Origin of the sequence: Pseudomonas sp. CBS, from assembly GCF_024734645.1 — a bacterium.
In the GTDB taxonomy this organism is placed as follows: Bacteria; Pseudomonadota; Gammaproteobacteria; order Pseudomonadales; family Pseudomonadaceae; genus Aquipseudomonas.
In genome coordinates this window covers 1925674-1947482 of sequence record NZ_CP102929.1, presented here as the reverse complement: position 1 = coordinate 1947482, position 21809 = coordinate 1925674, and the positions used below count along the sequence as shown (strand labels likewise).

21 protein-coding genes, 1 pseudogene and 1 riboswitch are annotated in these 21809 nt (G+C 54.4%); of the genes and pseudogenes, 7 read left to right on the top strand and 15 right to left on the bottom strand.

The features are described 5' to 3' along the window. Positions 1-43: 43 nt before the first annotated feature. Together lpxH and NVB75_RS08725 are read right to left on the bottom strand one after the other, a co-directional pair. Positions 44-793, bottom strand: a complete 750-nt coding sequence (gene lpxH / locus NVB75_RS08730; RefSeq protein ID WP_258346851.1) for a UDP-2,3-diacylglucosamine diphosphatase — start codon at positions 791-793, stop codon at positions 44-46. Then, entirely contained in the window at positions 790-1293 is a 504-nt protein-coding gene (locus tag NVB75_RS08725) for a peptidylprolyl isomerase (protein ID WP_258346850.1), read from the bottom strand. The genes lpxH and NVB75_RS08725 overlap by 4 nt, the downstream gene beginning before the upstream one ends. Before the next feature lie 246 nt (positions 1294-1539). Here NVB75_RS08725 and NVB75_RS08720 point away from each other — a divergent pair, with 246 nt between their 5' ends. Next, a complete protein-coding gene (locus NVB75_RS08720) occupies positions 1540-3240 on the top strand; it encodes a glutamine--tRNA ligase/YqeY domain fusion protein (protein WP_258346849.1) in 1701 nt (566 codons plus the stop codon). Between the two features lie 20 nt (positions 3241-3260). Next, positions 3261-4649: a cysteine--tRNA ligase gene (cysS, locus tag NVB75_RS08715; RefSeq protein WP_258346848.1), complete on the top strand. Its 1389-nt coding sequence runs from the start codon at positions 3261-3263 to the stop codon at positions 4647-4649. 1372 nt (positions 4650-6021) lie between these two features. On the opposite strand, the gene NVB75_RS08710 is transcribed toward cysS, so the two are convergent. The 6 genes and pseudogenes from NVB75_RS08710 to NVB75_RS08685 all read right to left on the bottom strand — a co-directional run bounded on the left by NVB75_RS08710 (position 6022) and on the right by NVB75_RS08685 (position 9568). Next, positions 6022-6345 (bottom strand): hypothetical protein, encoded by a 324-nt coding sequence (locus NVB75_RS08710; RefSeq protein ID WP_258346847.1) that lies wholly within the window; start codon positions 6343-6345, stop codon positions 6022-6024. Positions 6346-6396: 51 nt separating this feature from the next. Further along, on the bottom strand, positions 6397-6573 hold the full coding sequence (locus NVB75_RS08705) for a DUF4225 domain-containing protein (RefSeq protein WP_258346846.1): 177 nt from the start codon (positions 6571-6573) through the stop codon (positions 6397-6399). 427 nt (positions 6574-7000) lie between these two features. Next, positions 7001-7713, bottom strand: a pseudogene (locus NVB75_RS08700) (DUF4225 domain-containing protein). After that, positions 7710-8198 (bottom strand): Hcp family type VI secretion system effector, encoded by a 489-nt coding sequence (locus tag NVB75_RS08695; protein WP_258346845.1) that lies wholly within the window; start codon positions 8196-8198, stop codon positions 7710-7712. The pseudogene NVB75_RS08700 and the gene NVB75_RS08695 overlap by 4 nt, the downstream one beginning before the upstream one ends. A gap of 165 nt (positions 8199-8363) precedes the next feature. Next, positions 8364-8705: a DUF6124 family protein gene (locus NVB75_RS08690; protein WP_258346844.1), complete on the bottom strand. Its 342-nt coding sequence runs from the start codon at positions 8703-8705 to the stop codon at positions 8364-8366. Between the two features lie 311 nt (positions 8706-9016). Beyond that, positions 9017-9568, bottom strand: a complete 552-nt coding sequence (locus tag NVB75_RS08685) for a dihydrofolate reductase family protein (RefSeq protein WP_258346843.1) — start codon at positions 9566-9568, stop codon at positions 9017-9019. A gap of 161 nt (positions 9569-9729) precedes the next feature. Between NVB75_RS08685 and lepB the strand changes: the two genes are divergently transcribed. Then, on the top strand, positions 9730-10398 hold the full coding sequence (lepB, locus tag NVB75_RS08680; protein WP_258346842.1) for a signal peptidase I: 669 nt from the start codon (positions 9730-9732) through the stop codon (positions 10396-10398). Between the two features lie 129 nt (positions 10399-10527). Here the strand turns inward: lepB and NVB75_RS08675 are convergent, their stop codons facing one another. Continuing rightward, positions 10528-11568: a hypothetical protein gene (locus NVB75_RS08675; RefSeq protein WP_017133138.1), complete on the bottom strand. Its 1041-nt coding sequence runs from the start codon at positions 11566-11568 to the stop codon at positions 10528-10530. A 615-nt stretch (positions 11569-12183) separates the two neighbouring features. On the opposite strand from NVB75_RS08675, the gene istA reads away from it, so the two are divergent. Next, positions 12184-13734, top strand: coding sequence for an IS21 family transposase (gene istA / locus NVB75_RS08670; protein ID WP_017133136.1), 1551 nt, complete (start codon positions 12184-12186; stop codon positions 13732-13734). Then, positions 13731-14477, top strand: coding sequence for an IS21-like element helper ATPase IstB (istB, locus tag NVB75_RS08665; RefSeq protein WP_093385958.1), 747 nt, complete (start codon positions 13731-13733; stop codon positions 14475-14477). Before istA ends, istB begins: the two co-directional genes overlap by 4 nt. Positions 14478-14648: 171 nt before the next feature. Here the strand turns inward: istB and NVB75_RS08660 are convergent, their stop codons facing one another. Continuing rightward, on the bottom strand, positions 14649-14858 hold the full coding sequence (locus tag NVB75_RS08660; protein ID WP_143013305.1) for a hypothetical protein: 210 nt from the start codon (positions 14856-14858) through the stop codon (positions 14649-14651). Between the two features lie 290 nt (positions 14859-15148). Next, a riboswitch (adenosylcobalamin (AdoCbl) riboswitch) is annotated at positions 15149-15288 on the top strand. 1 nt (position 15289) lies between these two features. On the opposite strand from NVB75_RS08660, the gene NVB75_RS08655 reads away from it, so the two are divergent. Further along, complete coding sequence (locus NVB75_RS08655) at positions 15290-15502, top strand: CbtB-domain containing protein (protein ID WP_017133133.1); 213 nt, start codon at positions 15290-15292, stop codon at positions 15500-15502. 18 nt (positions 15503-15520) lie between these two features. After that, positions 15521-16252, top strand: a complete 732-nt coding sequence (locus NVB75_RS08650; protein ID WP_074862223.1) for a CbtA family protein — start codon at positions 15521-15523, stop codon at positions 16250-16252. A 101-nt stretch (positions 16253-16353) separates the two neighbouring features. Here the strand turns inward: NVB75_RS08650 and NVB75_RS08645 are convergent, their stop codons facing one another. The 5 genes from NVB75_RS08645 to NVB75_RS08625 all read right to left on the bottom strand — a co-directional run bounded on the left by NVB75_RS08645 (position 16354) and on the right by NVB75_RS08625 (position 21652). Continuing rightward, complete coding sequence (locus NVB75_RS08645) at positions 16354-16863, bottom strand: flavin reductase family protein (RefSeq protein ID WP_026013302.1); 510 nt, start codon at positions 16861-16863, stop codon at positions 16354-16356. Between the two features lie 3 nt (positions 16864-16866). Beyond that, positions 16867-17901, bottom strand: coding sequence for a methionine synthase (locus tag NVB75_RS08640; protein ID WP_258346840.1), 1035 nt, complete (start codon positions 17899-17901; stop codon positions 16867-16869). A 27-nt stretch (positions 17902-17928) separates the two neighbouring features. Beyond that, the gene (locus NVB75_RS08635; protein ID WP_017133129.1) at positions 17929-18912 is read right to left on the bottom strand and encodes a DUF1852 domain-containing protein; all 984 of its coding nucleotides are present in this window, start codon (positions 18910-18912) and stop codon (positions 17929-17931) included. Between the two features lie 489 nt (positions 18913-19401). After that, the gene (locus tag NVB75_RS08630) at positions 19402-20865 is read right to left on the bottom strand and encodes a methylenetetrahydrofolate reductase C-terminal domain-containing protein (protein ID WP_017133127.1); all 1464 of its coding nucleotides are present in this window, start codon (positions 20863-20865) and stop codon (positions 19402-19404) included. A 112-nt stretch (positions 20866-20977) separates the two neighbouring features. Further along, positions 20978-21652, bottom strand: a complete 675-nt coding sequence (locus tag NVB75_RS08625; RefSeq protein WP_026013301.1) for an epoxyqueuosine reductase QueH — start codon at positions 21650-21652, stop codon at positions 20978-20980. Positions 21653-21809: the final 157 nt, after the last annotated feature.

Genomic DNA, 21809 nt, shown 5'->3' with positions numbered 1-21809 from the left:
CTCACAGGATGCATTCCCACGCAGAGCGTGGGAACGATCTGGGTCAAGCGCCGGGCAGTGCCAACTGCGGGTTGACGAAGTCAAACGCCGCCAGTTGAAACCCTTGCTCATCCACCTGCAACGCCCACCCTTGCTTGTCCCAATCCCCCAGCACAATGCGCTTGGCCGCTTGCTCGCCAATCTGCAGCTTGTGAATCGCCGGGCGGTGGGTGTGGCCATGCACCAACGTACGCACGCCGAACTGCTGCATCACCCTCGGCACTTCCTCAGGCGTCACATCGACAATATCGTTGGCCTTCATCCGCACCTGGGCGCTGCTTTCGCTGCGCAGCTTGCGCGCCAGCTTGTGCCGCGTGCCCAAGGGCAGGTGGCGCAGGATGAACAGGGTGATGGGGTTACGCAGGATGCGCCGCAGCTTCATATAGCCAAGGTCGCGGGTACACAGGCTGTCGCCGTGCATCAACAGCACGGGCTCGCCGTAAAACTGCACCACACTCGGGTCCTTGAGCAAGGTTGCGCCTGCGGCTTTGCAGAACGCCTTGCCGATCAGGAAATCCCGATTGCCATGCATGATGAATATCTGGGTGCCGCTGTCGCTCAGCTCGCGCAGAGCCTGGCAAATCGAACGCTGGAAGGGCGTCATCCCATCGTCGCCAATCCAGGCTTCGAAGAAGTCCCCCAGAATGTACAACGCCTGGGCGGAACGGGCGCGGCCGTTCAGTAAATCCAGAAACGCCCGGGTTATGTCCGGGCGCTCCTCTTCCAGATGCAAATCTGAAATCAGCAATATCACTCAACGATCTCGGCTTTCTCGACGATAACGTCTTCTACCGGTACGTCCTGGTGACCTGCCTTGCCGGTGGTTTGCACACCCTTGATCTTGTCGACAACGTCCTGGCCTGCGGTGACTTTACCGAATACCGCGTAGCCCCAGCCCTGCACGTTCTTGCCGCTGTGGTTCAGGAAGGTGTTGTCGGCGACGTTGATGAAGAACTGCGCGGAGGCCGAATGCGGCTCCATGGTACGGGCCATGGCGACGGTGTACTTGTCGTTGGAAAGGCCGTTGTCCGCTTCGTTCTGGATGCTTGGACGCTTGTCTTTCTTTTCTTTCATGCCCGGCTCGAAACCGCCGCCCTGGACCATGAAGTTGCCGATGACACGGTGGAAAACAGTGTTTTCGTAGTGGCCGGCTTTAACGTACTCGATGAAGTTGGCGACGGTGATCGGCGCTTTCTCGGCGTTCAGCTCGATGACGATGTCACCGTGGTTGGTGGTCAGTTTGACTTGAGTCATGTTCACTACTCTTTCAAGGAATTCGTGGGTTTGGGCGTTTTGCGCCTTACCTGCTTGGCAAAAACGGCAGCCAAGGCGCGCAGTTTAGCGTGACCTGCGGGAATTTCGAGGTGGTTTTTTACCGCCCATGCAATAAATGCAGCAGTTTTTGGCCACGCTCTGTCAGGGCCTTGACAGCATCGGCTATGATAAGCCCTTTGTTTGTCGGCCTCACCCGGCCAAGTACTTCGTCTGTTCAAGGATCCTATGAGCAAGCCCACTGTCGACCCTACCTCGAATTCCAAGGCCGGACCTGCCGTCCCGGTCAATTTCCTGCGCCCGATCATCCAGGCGGACCTGGATTCGGGCAAGCACACGCAGATCGTCACCCGCTTCCCGCCTGAGCCCAACGGTTACCTGCACATCGGCCACGCCAAGTCGATCTGTGTGAACTTCGGCCTGGCCCAGGAGTTCGGTGGCGTCACGCACCTGCGTTTCGACGACACCAACCCGGCCAAGGAAGACCAGGAATACATCGACGCCATCGAAAGCGACATCAAGTGGCTGGGCTTCGAATGGTCTGGTGAAGTGCGCTATGCCTCCAAGTATTTCGACCAGTTGTTCGACTGGGCCGTCGAGTTGATCAAGGCCGGCAAGGCCTACGTCGACGACCTGACCCCGGAGCAAGCCAAGGAATACCGTGGCACCCTGACCGAGCCGGGCAAGAACAGCCCGTTCCGCGACCGTTCGGTGGAAGAAAACCTGGACTGGTTCAACCGCATGCGCGCCGGCGAGTTCCCGGACGGCGCCCGTGTACTGCGGGCCAAGATCGACATGGCCTCGCCGAACATGAACCTGCGCGACCCGATCATGTACCGCATCCGCCACGCCCATCACCACCAGACCGGTGACAAGTGGTGCATCTACCCGAACTACGACTTCACCCACGGCCAGTCGGACGCCATCGAAGGCATCACCCACTCCATCTGCACCCTGGAGTTCGAAAGCCACCGTCCGCTGTACGAATGGTTCCTGGACAGCCTGCCGGTACCGGCGCACCCGCGTCAGTACGAGTTCAGCCGCCTGAACCTGAACTACACCATCACCAGCAAGCGCAAGCTCAAGCAGCTGGTTGATGAAAAGCACGTGTTCGGCTGGGACGACCCGCGCATGTCGACGCTGTCGGGCTTCCGCCGTCGTGGCTACACCCCGGCGTCGATCCGCAATTTCTGCGAGATGGTCGGCACCAACCGCTCCGACGGCGTAGTCGACTACGGCATGCTCGAGTTCAGCATCCGTCAGGACCTCGACGCGAACGCCCCGCGCGCCATGTGCGTGCTGCGTCCGTTGAAAGTCGTGATCACCAACTACCCGGAAGGCCAGGTCGAAAACCTCGAACTGCCGCGTCATCCGCAGAAAGAAGAACTCGGCGTGCGCAAGCTGCCGTTCGCCCGTGAAATCTACATCGACCGCGATGACTTCATGGAAGAGCCGCCAAAAGGCTACAAGCGCCTGGAGCCGAACGGCGAAGTGCGCCTTCGCGGCAGCTACGTGATCCGTGCCGACGAAGCGATCAAGGACGCCGATGGCAACATCGTCGAACTGCGTTGCTCCTACGACCCGGAAACCCTGGGCAAGAACCCGGAAGGCCGCAAGGTCAAGGGCGTGGTCCACTGGGTGCCGGCCGCGGCCAGCATCGAGTGCGAAGTGCGCCTGTACGATCGCCTGTTCCGCTCGCCGAATCCTGAAAAGGCCGAGGACAGCGCCAGCTTCCTGGACAACATCAACCCTGACTCCCTGCAAGTACTCACTGGTTGTCGTGCCGAGCCATCGCTTGGCGACGCACAGCCGGAAGACCGTTTCCAGTTCGAGCGCGAAGGTTACTTCTGCGCGGATATCAAGGACTCGAAACCCGGTGCTCCGGTATTCAACCGTACCGTGACCTTGCGTGATTCGTGGGGCCAGTGATTCTGTTTTAAGGAACTGTCGTGCTAACGATTTACAACACACTCAGCAAGACCAAAGAAGTCTTCAAGCCGCTGGATGGCAACAAGGTGCGCATGTACGTGTGCGGCATGACCGTGTACGACTACTGCCACATCGGCCACGGCCGCAGCATGGTGGCCTTCGACCTGGTGACCCGCTGGTTGCGTTTCAGTGGTTATGACCTGACGTATGTGCGCAACATCACCGACATCGACGACAAGATCATCAATCGCGCCAACGAAAACGGCGATTCGTTCGACGCGCTGACCGAGCGCATGATTGCTGCGATGCACGAGGACGAGGCGCGCCTCAACATCCTCAAGCCGGACATGGAGCCGCGCGCCACGGACCATATCCCGGGCATGCACGCGATGATCCAGACCCTTATCGACAAGGGATACGCCTACGCCCCGGGCAATGGCGACGTGTACTACCGTGTCGCCAAGTTCATGGGCTACGGCAAGCTGTCGCGCAAGAAAATCGAAGACCTGCGCATTGGTGCACGGATCGAAGTCGACGAAGCCAAGCAAGACCCGCTGGACTTCGTGCTGTGGAAAGGCACCAAGCCCGGCGAGCCGAGCTGGGAGTCGCCATGGGGCGCCGGGCGTCCGGGCTGGCACATCGAATGCTCGGTAATGTCCACCTGCTGCCTGGGCGAGACCTTCGACATTCATGGCGGCGGCAGCGACCTTGAGTTCCCGCACCACGAAAACGAAATCGCCCAAAGCGAAGCGGCCACCGGCAAGACCTACGCCAATGCCTGGATGCACTGCGGCATGATTCGCATCAATGGCGAGAAGATGTCCAAGTCCTTGAACAACTTCTTCACCATTCGCGACGTGCTGGAAAAGTATCACCCGGAAGTGGTGCGGTACCTGTTGGTGTCCAGCCATTACCGCAGCGCGATCAACTACTCGGAAGACAACCTCAAGGATGCCAAAGGCGCCCTGGAGCGTTTCTACCACGCGTTGAAAGGCCTGCCCTCCGTGGCGCCTGCGGGCGGCGAAGCGTTTGTTGCGCGGTTTACCGAAGTAATGAACGACGACTTCGGTACGCCGGAAGCCTGCGCGGTGCTGTTTGAAATGGTGCGCGAGATCAACCGCCTGCGCGAGAGCGATCTCGACGCAGCGGCGGGGCTTGCCGCACGTTTGAAAGAGCTGGCAAGCGTGCTGGGCGTGCTGCAGATGGAAGCCGATGACTTCCTGCAGGCAGGCGCTGAAGGGCGTGTGGACGCCGCTGAAGTTGATGCGCTGATTCAGGCACGTTTGACTGCCCGGGCCAACAAGGACTGGGCGGAGTCTGACCGTATCCGTGACCAACTGACCGTGATGGGTGTGGTGTTGGAAGACGGGAAGGGCGGGACGACGTGGCGGTTGGCTGATCAGGCTTGATGAGTGAATGCTGAATAAAAAACGCCCCGACTGGTTCGGGGCTGTTTTTTTGCCTATCTATCCGTTATTCGGGTGGCGATTCTTACAGCATGTCTTGGACGGGACACCTGTGCGGGGACATGGTTGACACATCGAGGGGCGAGCAAGCCATCTCAAGATCAAGCGCAGAGCTGCTTAATGTGGGAGCGGGCTTGCTCGCGAAGAACATGAGGGCGCCGCGTTGAATCAGGACGCCCACGTCATCGTTAACGACCTTCGCGAGCAAGCCCGCTCCCACATTTAAACCGTGCCCGCTTCTGATTTTGCTGTTGCTTCACCACACTCAAGCCGGCCGGTAGGCCGCTGTGCTCTTGATCTGCTTTTGATCTTGATCTTAGGCGCCCCGTTAAACCACGCTGGCCGCAGTGAGGGCACGCCGAGCCTAAGCGAAGTGCCGAGTGGTGGGGCAAGAGCGTTATCGATTGTTTCCATGCTCCGCGTGGGAATGCCGCCCCGGACGCTCTGCGTCCCGCCATCAATGCGAGGTTGAAGTTCTGCACGAGTTGATGCGGGGCGTCACGGTATGCATTCCTACGCAGAGCATGGGAACAATCAAACGTCCAGGTGATCATCTTTGGGACTTTCCGGGTAAGCGCTGCCACCACCACTTCAAGTCACGTTTGACAGGAAGTGCTAACGCATGCAGGAAAAGACACATAAATGCGAGCCAACCAACAGACTCGTAGTTATTAATGATTTCCGGGTGATGTCCGAAGTATAAGAAATTATCAAATTTAACGATATTCATATGTGCTCTCATAAAAAACATATTTACCACAAGCCCTATAAAAAATTTGGTGTATCCGAGGGTTTTACTGGAGAGTACCACTTTAAGGTAGTGCGCAAATAAAATCCCAAGTAACGAAAATATAAGAAAACTAAAAGTAATCACTTTTTATCTCTTGAAAAAGCTGTTCTGGCGTTATGTTGTCTAATATCGTCTTAAATGCCAATGAAGTTGGTTGTCCCACTCATGTCTTGTTCGTGCTGATATGCCTGAATAAACGCTAGGTATCTGGTTCGAATACATGTCTTGTAAGGATATAGACAGAACCAAATATCAAAAGAGCCATATGCCATGCTTGTTCCTGTTTGCCATAACCTATCGCAGAGGATGCAGAGTGAAGAAAGCCAGTCGTATCGGATTGGGGCTGTCACAAGGTTGTGTTCATTTTCATCTTTATCGATTGTTCCCACGCTTCGCGTGGGAATGTCGCCCCGGACGCTCTGCGTCCCGCCGCCAATGTGAGGTTGAAGTTCTGCACGAGTTGATGCGGGGCGTCACGGTATGCATTCCTACGCAGAGCATGGGAACAATCAAACGTCCAGGTGATCATCTTTGGGGCTCTCCGGGTAAGCGCTGCCACCACCACTTCAAGTCACGTTTGACGGGAAGTGCTAAGGCATGCAGGAAAAGACAGATAAATGCGAGCCAACCAACCGACTCGTAGTTATTAATGATTTCCGGGTGATGTCCGAAGTACAAAAAATTATCAAATTTAACGATGTCCATGTGTACGCTCATAAAAAGCATGTTTACCCCCAGGCCTAGCAGGAGCTTGGTGTAACCAATGCTTTTGCTGGAAAGAATCACTTTGAGGCTGTACGCAAATAGAATGCCGAATACCGAAAAAATCAAGAAAGCTAAAATAATCAATTTTTTGTCTCTTGATACGAATTTTTTAGCGTTAAGACGTCTGCAACTGCTTCAAATGCCAATGAAGTTGGACCCAATGGTCTTGTATGCTCGTATTTTGTCCGTATTGAGATACCTAAATAAACGCCAGGCATCTGGTTTTAATACACGTCTTGTAACGCCGTAGACAGAAAGCCCAATATCAACAGAGCCATATGCCATGTTTGCATCACGCTCGCCATCTACCATCGTAGATGACGCCGAGTGATACCCCTTGCGTAGAGGGTCACTCGTATCGGATTTTCCGTCACTAGGAATGTCCAAGCAATCTAAGTTTTTGTTTTCTGAATTTTAGTTCGTTATTAAGTATTTCTTTGGGGGCGTTTCCACCACCAATTCAAGTCGCGTTTAACTGGGAGTGCTAATGTATGTAGTAGGAAGCACACGAGAGCAAACCAGCCGATGAGAGGGTAAGTGTTGATGAGTTCTGGGCAAGTCCCAAAGTATAAATATTTGTCGAGTTTGACGGCCTCTAGGTGTGTGATCATAAGAAATATATTTATCGCGAATCCAAGTAGGAATTTTGTGTGGCTGAGGTCTTTATTGGAGATGATCACTTTCATGCAGTAAGCGAATACCAATCCCAAGATTGAAAATGTCGGATAAGCCCATACGATCATCTTTGTGACTCGTCATATATCTGCTTTAGTGTCAGGCCGTCTATCGCCGCCTCAGCTGCTAGTGAAACAGGGTGCATGGTTTTATATGCTCGTACGCGGTCTGTGTTTAGATATCTGAATAAGCGCCAGGCATCAGGTTTTAGTACGTGCCTCACGACGCTGTAGGTAGACAGCCCAATATCAACAGCGCCATAGGCCATGTTTGCTTCTCGCTCATCATATCCGATAGCGGATGCTGCAGACTTATAAGCGCTGCGAACTGGGCCAACGGCATCTGATTGTCCGGTCATCAGATTGTGTCCACTTTCGTAGACATTATTTGCACCATGGGCCATCAAGGGTATACCTGCAATCAGGCAAAGAGTACCAACTGACGCGTAGCAAATTCCAGCGCCTGTCGCTACTTGAAGTGCACCCGCGACTACACCTATTCCTTTTTGGCCAATCTCAATTGACTGATTTATGAGATTGCGCTGCTCTGTCTTTATCTCCATCAACCCTTGCGCAATAGTCTTCTTACCTTGTCAACATCCCTGACAATACTGCGCGCGTAATAAGCAACCTCCCGGTTGAATATGGACCGTGTAATTCCATCCTTGAGATGCCGCGCACTGATCGCACAGGCGTGATTTGTCAGCTTTGCTGCGGCTTGACTGACTTCCCACAGTTCATGAAACGTTGGCGTTGATGGTTCTTGATTTAGTTTCATAGATCGGTCTCGGGCCATGAACTGTAGCCACTGGTGCCGGCCAGATGGTGAGTCCAGATGATTTCCCGATACCGGATGGAGAGATGCTCTTGTGCATCTATATCGTGCATCAGTACCGCGTGGGGCACGTCAAGGGAAAGGTCCGCGATGATGCAACCCCGTAGGTCGACGGTGTAGTACTTCTGGTGTTGGCCAAACTGAGAAATACGGTAGAAATGGATGATGCAGTTAAGCTCTTCTCTTTTGGAAAGTGCCACCGCCAACAGAGGTGAAGCTTTATCGACGTTTTTTGTAATGACCACTGGCCCATGAGTCGCAGCTCTGACATTCCCTTCATTGAGCATGTTGTGGTTATAGGACATCACCATTATTTCGTCGCGATGCCCTTCCTGGCATTTGTTGCCGATAGAGTCTTGTGTAGAGCAGCCTGCGGAAATAAGACCCTGGCTTTTTCCGTTGATAGTCATGTAACCGTGGTTAGCCATAAAGAAGCATCCTGATCTATTGGTTTTCAGAATACAAAAAATGGCAAATAGGAAATATCGGAAGATTCTCTTTGAAGTGTGTGAGCAATATGTAGGATTATTCTCTAATGGAGGGGCGGGTCTAGTTGAAATCGAATAGATCCACCCCGTTGTGTTTTTTCCTCTTTAACGTAGTTGGTTGTGTGGTGCATCGTATTGATCAAGGGTGCTATCGACCAATAACTGAATCCCCTCCAACATCCGGCAAATCCCCAACGCGACACTCCGGGACGGCCCATCGATTTCAAATGCCAGATTCGTAGCTAACACCTGCACCGACGCCAAGTCCTCCGATGCATTGACCAACAACGTCTCCGCGTCCAACCCTTCACGCACGACAAAAAGCCTGGAGCTCTCGTCAGGCGAATCAGGTTCAGAAGAGGGATTCAGATAATGATTAATCGCCCGATGAGTAGCCGCGTGAAGCGAGGGTGAATCGAGTGGCGGGTTTGGACTGTCTTTGATCATGACGACGCTCCTAGAGTAATGGAGCCGCCACCCATCGCTGCGAAACGACAATCGGGTGGCAGCTGTACGCAGGTTCGCAGACCGGGACTCTAGGCACCCGGCATACCCGAAGGTATCCCGCGCACAGCCGCCATAACATCAGGCATAAAAAAGCGCCCGCTATCTTGTGGTGGACGCTGTGCGTCTAGAGTTTACCCGGGCTGCGAAACCCGGTCGCTGAATTTGCAGCGACCACCGAAGAGTAGGGAGCCATCTTCTGAGCGACAACCCTAAAAAGCTGTCGGAAATTTCCGGGTGTTAACCCGCGACCATCAGCGCTTGCCACTCACCTCATACCGGCTTTGAACAAACCCGTTATCCGATGCATACGTGCCGATATGCCGAAGTTCATGCCCACTGCCCAACTGGCTGAACAAGGGAATTCCCTGGCCCAGCACAACTGGAATACGGGTGATGATCATCTCGTCGATCAAACCCGCCTCAAGAAACTGCTGAATCGTCTGGCCTCCGTCGATATACAGGTGTTTCATCCCGCGCTCGGCTAACTCGGCCACGAGGGCGGTCACATCCTGGCTCACGACCTCAACCTTGCTCTTCAAATGCTCAGGTAGCTCAAGCGACTGATGAGAGAGCGCAAACACCGGAAAACCCTCATAGGGCCACTCCGGAAAGGACAACACTTTTTCCAGGGTCTTGCGGCCCATCACCAGCGCATCCACGGTGGTGATGAAGTGTTCATAGGTCACGCCGTTCAATTCGGCGCCTTCGTACTCAGGGCGATGAAGCCACTCGATATCACCGTCTGGCCGGGCGATAAAGCCGTCGACGCTGGCTGCGATAAAGACCGAACATTTGCTATCCATGGGGCGTGAAACTCCTTTTCTGTGTGCTTGAAAATACCGACTGTCATGGGGCAGTAACGCTAATGTTAATTTAATCTTCCGGTGCAATAAGCGAGTATTACCAAAAATAACCACGGGTTGCCTGGCGGACGCTGGCATCCCTTTTTGTAGTGCGAGGATCTATGCGCCGTTGGTTAATCCGCTACCGTTACGCGATCATTTTCTGGCTGTGCTTCGGGGTTTTCCGTACGTCCCTGGCCGATTGGAACCCCATTCCATCCGGCTCCATGCGCCCGACATTGCTTGAAGGTGATGTGGTGCTGGTCAATCGCGTGGCGTATGACCTCAAGTTGCCCCTCACCGATATTTCCCTGGCCAAACTGGATAACCCCCAGCGCGGCGATGTCGTCACGTTCTCTTCGCCCAAGGACGGCACGCGCTTGATCAAACGCATTGTCGGCATCCCCGGCGATACCCTGGAAATGCGCGACGAGGTGTTGTGGGTCAACGGTACGCCGGCCACCTACAGTAATGGGCAGGACATCAGCGAGCCCATCGCTCCGGGCCACACGGTCCCGGGGATAAAGCTGACCGAGCGTGCGAACAACAGCCAGCGCACGATTCAGTTCATGCCGACGGTACGGGCGTTACGCGATTTCGGCCCGGTGGTGGTGCCTGCCGACAGTTACTTCATGCTGGGCGACAATCGCGACAACAGCGATGACTCTCGCTATATCGGGTTCGTGCCGCGTCGGCTGTTGATCGGGCATGCGCACCATATCCTGGCGTCAGCGCAGATCCTGAACCATTGGATGCCACGATTGGGTCGATTTGGCGCGCCGATACTCTAGTGGGCTGATCATGGGAAATTGCACCTCACTTGACCAAGCGTTTGCATTCCACTTGACCACCTGTTTGCATCGGATTTGACCAGCCGTTTGCATTGGATTTGACCACCCAAAGCACGCAGTGGTGGAAAGCTAAAAAAGCGATGTGGGTGGCACCTTTTGAGGCTCGCCGTCAACGATGCACATCCATCCCCAGGTTCTGAGTGCTGACGTTTTGTGGAACTCTTTCACTAAGTCCCCCGCGATCTCGCCGACGTCGTCTCGCAAGGCAAACTGCGGACGCATCGCGTACATGACGTCCAATCCCATATCGCCGGCTAGAAGCTTGCACATCAATCTGGTGCGTAGCTTCCAAGGAAGGCTCTTTCCACGTCGTTCCGGATGATGGAAGACCATGGCGTTCAGATGAGCTGACGCGTGAATGTAGTCAGTGCTACTCATCCAAACCTCTAAGTGGGCAGGTACACCAAGGGGCAACACATTGAAGACTAGCCAGTCGATCAAGACCACTGCGACCCCGCGTGCTTGTAGCTCCATGGCGAGCATCAAAAGCACTTTGTGCAACGAATCTGCTGCTTTGATAGCCAAGGCACGACGGCCCATCTGATCTGCTTCCATCACTATGGCTACCAGCGCCGCTAGGCTATCTAAACTCGCCCTGCGCTCAAGCTTTTCTAGCAGGTTTTGAGTGACCAATTCGCGCTGTAAATTGCCCCACGCCGTGTCGCTGGCGGTTCGGAACAACACCCCCTGTACTTCGGCATTCAACGTTCCAAAAAAATGGTCGAAATCGATTTCCTCTTGCTTGATGCTTAGCTTGAGCAGTGTCCATAACGGATGATTCAGATCGCGAGAAGATCCCGGTGCCTGAAGCTCTACCTTGGCCAAGGTCTTGGCCTTGGGCGATACCGTTTTTTGCTCGTACCTTGACCACTTGCTTCGGTAATGCCGAATCGTGCCATTGCTATTCCTTCGAAACGAATCCGCTTCGAAATGCAGCTCAAGCGCGTAGGCCGTTTTGAGACCTGTCCGCTGCCTCAGCCCCTCGAACCAATAGCCCACGGCGAGCATTTCCACAGTGTTACTGCGGGGGTTGGTATTTTCCGGTACTTGTTCGCGCACATTATCTGCGAAATCCGAATAAATTTTCGCAATTCGTTTGAAGTCAGTCACTTACAAATTTCCAGCTAATGTTTGTACCGTAAAAAATGTAGAAGCCTTACGGCTGGAGTGCAAGAACGTCGTTTATTACTATTAACTGTGACCAAACCGGACATTAAGTGCGATGCGCGAGCCTCTTGAAATCCACAACCTGGCATCCGAATTAGAGCTTGATCTCAAAGATCGATATGGCCTGATGGTGGGAGGCAGTGCGTTGTGGAGAGAGCTGGGATACGCCTCGTATGACGCGTTCCGAAAAGCCAAGCAGCGTGGAACTATCGAAGTGCCACTTTTTGAAGTGCCTAGTCGTCGAGGCTTTTTCGCCCTGTCCAAAGAAGTCGCCTGCTGGATAGCCACGCATCGCTGCGCTAGACAGCAAGCCGTATAAATCAAACAAATAGGAGTTTCACAATGAGCCCAGGCTAGGAGTTAGCCGGTGGAATTGGGACACAAAAAAGCCCAGGGGTGGAGCCCTAGGCTTTTTTGATGGTGTTAGGTTTTGAGCCCTACGCACCACCATTCTGTGTTCCCTCCCGTTCGACGTCAAGTCGGCCACCTTCCGTTTGTCTGCAATATTCACACGGCGCGATTTGTGAGGCTTCGACACGCCTATCGCGAGGAGGACACATGAGGCTGCCAGTACAATCGCAGCGCGAGGTGCTGCGTCTCGCATGCGACGCCAGCTTGTCAAACAGATCAATCGGTCGCTTGGCCAAAGTTTCCCATAATACAGTTCGCACTATGCGCGATCAGTTGAAGTTGTGCGGACAAACCTGGGAACAGCTGCGACACCTGGACGATAAAGCGCTTGCGGAATGCCTACATACTCAGCGCAGGCCCACAGCGCAGAGAAAAGTGTACCCATCTTGGGTCGCCATTCACGAACAACTGAAACTGCCAGACATCACCCTTGAATTGCTTTGGCAAGAGTTTCGGGAAACGGAGCCAGATGGCCCCTCATACGCCCAATTTACAAGGGTTTATCGTGAGTGGCTGAATAAGCAAAAGCTAAGCATGAGGCAGATCCACCTTCCCGGCGACAAGTGCTTCGTGGACTTCTGCGGACGGACTATGCCTGTGACAAACCCGGACACAGGAGAAATTGCCCAGGCTCAGGTATTCGTGGCTACGCTAGGAGCTTCCGGCTACATATTCGCCACGGCAGTGGACAATCAGACGACGCCGAATTGGCTCAGGTGCAATGTTCTGGCGCTTGAGTATTTCGACGGGGTTCCACGCTTCATTGTCCCCGACAACTTGAAATCGGCGATCACAAAAAACACTCGGGATCAGGTCGTTCTGAACCGTGCATACTCCGAGCTTTCCGAGCACTACGGATTCAAGATATTTCCGGCCAGGCCTCGCAAACCGAAAGACAAATCGCTAGGTGAAATTGCTGTGCAAATCGTACAGCGGTTTGTGCTGGCAAGGCTGAGAACCAGGACATTCTTCTCGCTGGAAGAGCTAAACGAACAGATTGGATACTGGGTCGATCAGCTCAACAACCGGGTGACTCGAACGTACCCTAAGAGCAGGGCCACTCGGTATCTTGAACTCGACTACCCCGCGCTCGGCTCTCTCCCAGAACAGCGGTACAGCTACAGTCAGTGGGTCTACCAGATTCGCGTGGGCACTGACTACCACGTCGCATTTGAAGATCACAGCTACTCAGTCCCCTATCACTTTGCGAACCTGCTAGTTGATTTGCGCGTGCGCGACGATTGGCTGGACATCGTGTACCAGCGCCGCGTCATAGCCTCGCATAAGGTCAACAGACAACGAGGATTCAGCACTTTGAGCGAGCACTTGGCACCCAACCATAGTCGGTACCAAGACTCGCAACCAGACGCACTGATGGCCTGGGCTGAATCTATAGGCCAGGAGACGTTGCGGTACGTGAAAGACAATCTCGCTCTGCGCCGAGACTTTGCGACTGGCATGAAGGCAGTCATAGGCTTGAAGCAAGATGTACGCAAAGGGGACATCTCCGCCTCCCGGCTGGAATCAGCCTGTGCGTATGCTAATAACCTGAACATCCTCAGTTCAGAGCGCCTGCGGGCAATCATTCGTAACGAGTCCGATCTGCGGCCCAGCCCCCAACGATCCGCCCCTTTGGTCGAACACGCCAACATTCGTGGCGCCGAATATTACGCAACACAAGGAGATGAGCCGCTATGAAACCGGTATTCAACACTGTTCAGAATTTGGTGAGCCTTGGGCTGCACGGCATGGCCGTGGCTTACGAGCGTCAACTGGAAACCCCGGCATTATTGAAAGAGGCGTTCGACACAAGGCTCGGATTGATGGTTGACGCCGAAAACAGCGAACGAGAAAGCAGGAAGATTGCGCGTCTGTTGAAAGCTGCAAGGCTTCGTGAGAGCGAGGCCACGATGGACACGATTGAATTCAAATCATCCCGTGGCCTAGACCGGAATACCGTAATGGCTCTCGGGGAGTGCGACTGGTTGATACGGCGGCAGAACGTAATCATAACGGGGGCAACTGGCACCGGAAAGACTTGGCTGGCTTGTGCCCTGGCGAACCAAGCCTGCCGCCTTGGACGACCAACGCTGTATCGCACAGCAACCAAACTCTTTGAAGAAATCTCCCTGTCTTACGCGGATCACACCATGCCGAAACTACGACGGCAATTGATTCGCGCAGAGCTGCTGGTCATCGACGACTTGGGCATAGGCGGCATCGATGCTCAGCTCGGCCCGTTTCTGCTAGACGTAATTGATCAGCAGTCACAAAATGGTTCATTGCTGATCACTAGCCAGTATCCGAAAGAAAAATGGTATGACTTATTTTCCGACCCCACAATCGCGGACGCGATTCTCGACAGAATCGTTCACAAATCCCACTTCATCGAGTTGAAAGGTGACTCAATGCGTAGGGTGAAAAGCCGCCGACGCGCTTGAAGGACACTGTTCGCGCCTGGGCTGGTCAGGTCGAATGCAATTGGTCACGTCGAATGCAAACGGGTGGTCAAGTGCAATGCAATCTTCTGAATTCAGAGCACTTTTGGCGTGTTCCGTAAAGGCTCAATCATTTTGGGGTGCTTACGAGCCAACGCCACTGAAGCGACGCTGTCAGAAGGGATCGGGGCCACCCTCGACGCCGGTAAACGTGATCTCAGGAGGTACGCCTGTTCGCTGCCACCCGAATTGATAATGCAGCCACTGATACGCACCTTCTTGGCGGTCAGCTACGAGCAACAGCGTCCATCCGACCCGGAGCAGCAGATTGGCATTTTCTTCATTGCGGGTGCTGATCAGTTGAGTTGTCTTGTCGATGCTCATCAGATGGCCTTCAAGCTGGGATGATCTCGATACGATAGCTCAAGCAGCCACTCATCTCGACCATAGGGCGTTGGGGGTATCCACGCCCATGAATGAAGAGTCGGCAGTTCTCGTCTCAAAGTTGACAGCGGTCACAGATAGAAATCGGAGAATAGCGGGCACTCTTGCATGGGAAGTGTCGCTAACAGCATTCCTTTAAATCCTGCGCAACCTTATTTACGCCCGATCAGCGTCGCGAAAGCTTGGTGAGAATTCATGTAAGCCTCATCGCAGAAGGGCTACACTAACCGAGTTGTATCTTTATGTTACGAAGCAAGAAGTCGGTCAAAATCCGACGCGGTCGCGCCACTGTGATCGGCTCCACGCCGAAAGCCAGACCTTTCTTCGACCCTCCTCACCATTACCGGGACGCGAAATCCCAAGAGGTACTCATGGCTTATACCGCTACTACTGATACAGACATCTCCATCCCGACGATCCCTCTTGGCGAAGTGCTTCCGTGGGCGATCTTCGGTGGGCTGTTGCTGATGTTGGCAATCTACTTTGTCGGTGCCGAACAAGGTGCTACTGCGATTTTCTCCGGTGCCTACGTTCATGAGTTCGTGCACGACGGTCGTCATCTTCTGGGTTTCCCCTGCCACTGATTATTTGAGGTCTTTCACATGACTGGTCGTTTACTCGTCAGGGGCATGCTCGTCGGTCTGATTGCGGGCCTGCTGGCATTCGGGTTCGCCAAGGTGTTCGGTGAGCCGCAAGTGGACAAGGCGATTGCCTTCGAAGAAAGCATGGCGCACATGCACGGTGACGCCGACGAAGAGGAAGAACTGGTGAGCCGCGACATGCAAGGCAGCGTGGGGCTACTGACCGGCGTCGTCGTTTACAGCGTATCGCTGGGCGGCATTTTCTCGCTTGTATTCGCCTACGCGCTGGGCCGAATTGGTCGCATTGGCCCTCGTGGGCTCGCGGCGCTACTGGCACTGGCCGCGTTCGTGGTGGTGTTCCTGATCCCGGGCCTGAAATATCCACCGAACCCGCCATCCGTGGGTAACCCGGACACCATCGGGCTGCGCACCCAGCTGTTCTTCCTGATCATGTTGGTGTCGTTGATCGCTGCCGTGATTTCGGTCAATGTCGGACGCAAGCTGATGGCCCGAAACGGCACTTGGAGTGGCGCCATCAGTGGGGTCGCGCTTTATCTGGTGATCGTCTCGGTCGCCGCGTACCTGTTTCCGACCATCAATGAGGTGCCGGAGAACTTCTCTGCCGTACTGTTGTGGAAATTCCGTACAGCGTCGTTGGGCATTCAGGTCGTACTCTGGACGAGCCTGGGTCTGATTTTCGGCAAAGTGGCCGAGCATGCGCTTTACCCCTCCCTACAGGCTTCTCGCGTTTAAGCCAGCGGTCACGTCGGTAGCGGAGCGTTGATTATTCCGTTACCGACGTGGCGGCAGATCCTTTGTAACATCCAAGTCCCCGAACCTGCGCACGTAACGGCTCAAACCGTGCTATGTGTGGCGAGGTTGCGGTATTGCCCTTTGAAGTACAGCAACGGCTGTCCCGCAGTAGCTTGTTGCAGGTTCATCGCTTTCACTTCACCAATCACGATCACGTGATCACCTGCCACGTGCTCTGCGTGAATTTCGCAATCCAGCCAGTGCAAACTGCCAGCGATGATCGGATTACCCAGAGGCGATTCCTGCCAGTCCACCCCGAGCCATTTGTCCGTACCCCGCCGAGCGAACTGGTTGGAAATATCCACCTGCTCGCCCGACAGGATATTGACTGCGAATCGTCCTGCCCGGCGAATCCTGGGATAGCTCGCCGAACTGGACATGACGCTGAATGACACCAGTGGCGGACTCATCGACACGCTGTAGAACGACTGACAGGTGAAGCCAATCGGCTCGCCATCAACGTGCGATGAAATAACCGTAATACCCGATGCGTAGTGCCCGAGCGCTTCGCGAAAGCCCAAGGGCTCGATTGATTGACCAGGAAGTGACATCGCTCAACGCCCGTTCGAAAGTTCTCTGCGCACGATCTCTGCGCCGGCATTCAACGCGTTCAACTTGCCGCTGGCCACTCGACGAGGCAACGGCGCCATGCCGCAGTTGGTGCAGGGATAGAGTTTGTCCGCATCGACGAACTGGAGTGCCTTGCGCAGGGTATTGGCAACTTCTTCAGGCGTTTCAATAGCATGGTTAGCCACGTCGATTGCACCGACCATTACTTTCTTGCCGCGAATGAGTTCGATCAGATCCATCGGCACATGGGAGTTGTGACACTCCAGAGAGACGATATCGATGCTGGACTTTTGCAGCTTCGGAAACGCTTCTTCGTATTGTCGCCACTCCGAGCCCAGCGTCTTCTTCCAGTCGGTATTCGCCTTGATGCCGTAGCCGTAGCAGATGTGCACGGCGGTTTCGCATTTAAGTCCTTCAATGGCCCTTTCAAGGGTGGCAACACCCCAGTCATTGACCTCATCGAAAAACACGTTAAATGCAGGTTCATCGAACTGAATGATGTCGACTCCGGCAGCCTCCAGCTCTTTGGCCTCCTGGTTGAGGATCTTGGCGAATTCCCAAGCCAGTTTTTCACGGCTCTTGTAATGAGCGTCGTAAAGGGTGTCGATCATCGTCATCGGCCCTGGCAGAGCCCACTTGATAGGCTGCCCAGTTTGCTGACGCAGGAATTTTGCGTCTTCAACGAACACAGGCTTTTTCCGAGCAACGGCGCCCACCACTGTCGGCACGCTCGCGTCGTAACGATCACGAATCCTGACCGTTTCGCGCTTCTCGAAATCAACGCCGTCGAGGTGCTCAATGAAAGTCGTCACGAAATGCTGGCGAGTCTGCTCACCGTCACTGACGATATCGATGCCGGCCAGCTGTTGTTCATGCAGAGAAAGGCGCAACGCGTCTTGCTTACCCTCGACCAGCTCATCGTCCTGCAGTTTCCAGGGTGACCAAAGTGTCTCGGGTTGGGCCAGCCAGGAAGGTTTGGGCAAGCTACCAGCCGTCGACGTGGGCAACAGTTTTTTCATGGGGGATAACCTTAATGTTCTAAATAATCAGAAAGCGCAGCTAACGGACCATTGCTCAAGCACGGCTTGATAGGGCTTGATGAATTGTTCTTCGGCAAACTTGCCTTGCTCGACTGCCAGCCGACTACGCTCTTCTCGGTCATACACGATGCGAGTCAGCGAGTAATCCTGGTTCTTCAGACTAGGCTGATAGGATTTTCCAGCCGCCGAATTCGCGTTGTAGATCTCAGGCCGGTAGATTTTCTGGAAGGTGTCCATGGTGCTGATGGTGCCAATCAGTTCCAGATTGGTGTAGTCACCCAGCAGATCACCCGAGAAGTAAAAGGCCAATGGTGCGGCGCTGTTGGGCGGCATGAAGTAACGAACCTGCAAGCCCATCTTCTTAAAATACTCGTCGGTCAACGAGTACGCGTCCTGCTCGTACTCAAAGCCCAGCACAGGATGCTGGTTCTCGGTTCGATGGTAGGTTCTGGTGCTCGACACACTGAGGCAGATCACAGGCGGCTTGGCAAAATGCTCTTTGTAGGCACTTGAATTGACGAACGACTTGAACAGCTTGCCGTGCAAATCGCCAAAATCTTCTGGCGTGCTGAAACCGGCCTGGTTCTTGTTGTGCTCCAGCAAGCGCACGCTGAAATCGTAGTCCCGCACGTAGGACGAGAAGTTGTTGCCCACGATGCCGTTGATACGCTCGCCGGTTTTTTGATCAACAATCGTCGTTTTCAGCACCTCAATCAGCGGTATGGTGTGGTCTCGACTTTCAGCATCGATATTCATTTCAGCGGAAATGATATCCAACTTGACCGTGTAACGATCCCCCTTAGGGTTATCCCAATGCGCCAGAGCGTTGAAGCGGTTATCAATCATCTTGAGCGTGTTGCGCAAATTCTCCTCACGGCTCGCACCTCTGGCCAGATTGGCGAAGTTGGTCGTGATCCGAGTATTGTCGGAAGGAGTGTAATGCTCATCAAAGCTGATGCTGTTGATGGAAAAAGTGAATTCTTTGTTCATCGTGCCTGACACCCTGTTCGTCGCGCCAGACCTGAATTTGCTGATTGCCTTTCAGATGTGGCCATCGTTCCGTTTTCTCACGCCACAGCCTTTAAATCGCCGGTCGTGAAGAGCTGGGCGCATTTTATGCGGGGTGCCTGTATGAATAAAAACGAATTGATTTCAATAAAGTATTAGGAACGCTCATGATTGCGCAGCGGAGCGGCGCCAAGGGGATTGTGGAATCTCAGTCTGGGGTTACCGCTGCGTTTGCCGAGAGGAATCGCTGTAATCCCTCTTTTCGATAACCTTGAAAAATATCGCTGCGTACCAGAATGTCCTGGGCTCGTACGTAAAAGTATTCGTGCTCGGCAATGGTGACCCGGCCATACCTGCGTGCAACCTTGTAGCGGGTTCGCCTGACTGATTCGATGACCGGAGGCGCTATCGACTGCTTCTGCGGCATCGAGCCGTTACTTTCCTGGCTCAGTGCCTGCCGTGAGTTCGACGTCAATCGGATGTCCCTCTGGTCTGGCTAGCGTCAGCTTCAAACCACCGTGGCCAGGAGCTGCTGTGACGGCTGCCCTGTTCAACGCAAGGAATCAGTCGATCCGTGAGAATCTGAATTTGGCGAACCGATTTGGCAGTCCGGTACTTCACGCTGTGGATGCACTCGCGATCCCCAAACTCGCACCTGTTGAGGTGAGTGCCGCCGCAGGGGCCATTGGACAAGCCTTTCGGGCATGTCTCAGGGCAGATATACAGCGTGTCCTCTAGTCGACACTGCCCACAAGTGTCGCAGCCTACCAACGGGCGTTTTAGGCTCCGCTCCAACTGGCGCAGTAAAGACGCCCCTCTGTATGACGACCATACCGGGCGGCGGACGGCCCACCCCAAAGCCTTGCCGAGCAATTTGGTGCGGCTGAACAGACTCGAATGAAAGCCCGCCAACACGTGATAGCGCAGCGTTTCTTTCGACGTCGCCTTTACGCTGGACTCACCCAGATACCAGCTTGCTCCAGGCGGATTGAATGTGACTGCCAACTGGCCTGGCGGCTGCCAGCTGTCCGCCCAGGCTGCTGACCAGTGTTCCAGCGAGCCGATGTTCTTCTCCCAAATGGCAATTCTCTGCTCCAGAGCCTCAAGCTCTTGCGCGGTATGGATGCCAGACAGATGAATTCCCGCATACCCCATCAATCGCAAGCCAACGATCTGGAGGGCCAGGCGATCCGTGCAGCGTGACCGAGCATGCTCCTTGGAAACAGCTGCTTCAGCCGCAAGTACACCAAGCATTGGAGGGCTGACCACGATGCCTGGCACACTTTTCAGCAAGGATGCGCGCTTCTCGGTTAGCCCCATCACGCAAGCCAGCAGAGGCTTGGCCGTTTTCTGCCTGGTCATCCAAGTAATCGCCTCGATATGCTTCTTGGCATCGAAACCCAACTGGAGTGTGAGAAAATCTGCACCGGCAGCAAGCTTCTTATGCGCTTTGAGATACTGGGCGCAGCCTTCCTCTTCTCGATATTTAAATGGATTGAGTGCAGCCCCCAACAGCCAGTCCGGGCGAGCCGCGCGTGCGATTTGCAAGGCAGGCACCGACTCCAGATAACGCACCGGGTGCTGGCCGGGCTGATGACCTGGCAACCGGTCGCCACTGATGAGCAAGAGCTGATTTACACCCAGGCGATCCATTCTGTCCAACTCAGACAACAGGTCGGAACGCTCACGGTCTTTGCCAGAAAAGTGGATGAGTGCTGGAGTTGGCCCCTTGAGGGCAGCGCATGCATCTACGGGAGCAATATCGAATTTGCCACCGACGCGATCTGCGACAGCAGGAACGAGCGGCCATTCGTGAAGGCGCGATTGCTCCATCAGCGCTTCAAAAGCGGTAAAGCGCTCCGACGAAGGTTTGGGCACATACTCAACGACGCACGTAAACACGCCATCTAGCAGCGCCTTTTTCAACACACTCATTTTTTATCCGTATCGACGGGATCTGAACACTCAGCCGGGCATCCTCATCGCTTCCAACCACAAAATAAAGTGAGGAGTTTTCCTCATGCCTATGAGTACGGTTTCTCGAAGATCACGACTGAGCTGAACTGTCTTCGTCCTCATCCCCGTAATACTTCACGCCGATCCGGATGATGTCTCGCCCCTGATCCTTGCGATGGTGATTTGTGTCTCGCAACGAGTAGATGCAGCCGCAGTACTCTTGCTGATAGAAACGCTCGCGCTTGCTGATCTCGATCATTCGTGTCGAGCCACCACCCTTGCGCCAGTTGTAGTCCCAGTAGGTGACACCGGGGTATTTCTGCGCGCTGCGAATGCCGCTGTCCGTGATCTGCTTCATGTCTTTCCAGCGGGAAATACCCAGCGAGCTGCTGATCGTGCTGAAGCCGTGCTCGAAAGCATAAAGCGCCGTCCGTTCGAAGCGCATATCGAAGCACATGGTGCAGCGCACACCGCGTTCCGGTTCATGCTCCATGCCCTTGGCACGCGCAAACCAGTTATCGGTGTCGTAGTCGGCATCGACAAACGGCACGTTATGGTCTTCGGCAAAACGGATGTTTTCATCCTTGCGCAGCAGGTATTCGCGCTCAGGGTGAATGTTCGGGTTGTAGAAAAAGATCGTGTAGTCGATCCCCGACGCCGTGATCGCCTCCATCACCTCTCCCGAGCATGGCGCGCAGCAGGAGTGCAGGAGCAGTTTGTCGGCGCCGTTGGGCAGGGTGAGCAGGGGGCGCTTTACTGCTGTCATCGCGAACGTCCCTCGCTTATCTCCGCGCCAGCTATGCGTCCAATGTGGGGAAATTCGAAGGTTTGGGCCAAAGCCATCAGTGTGTTTCCAATCCGTTTATCTAGTAGACCAATTGTCGGCGCTTGATCTATGGTGAGACAAACTAATTTTATTGCTC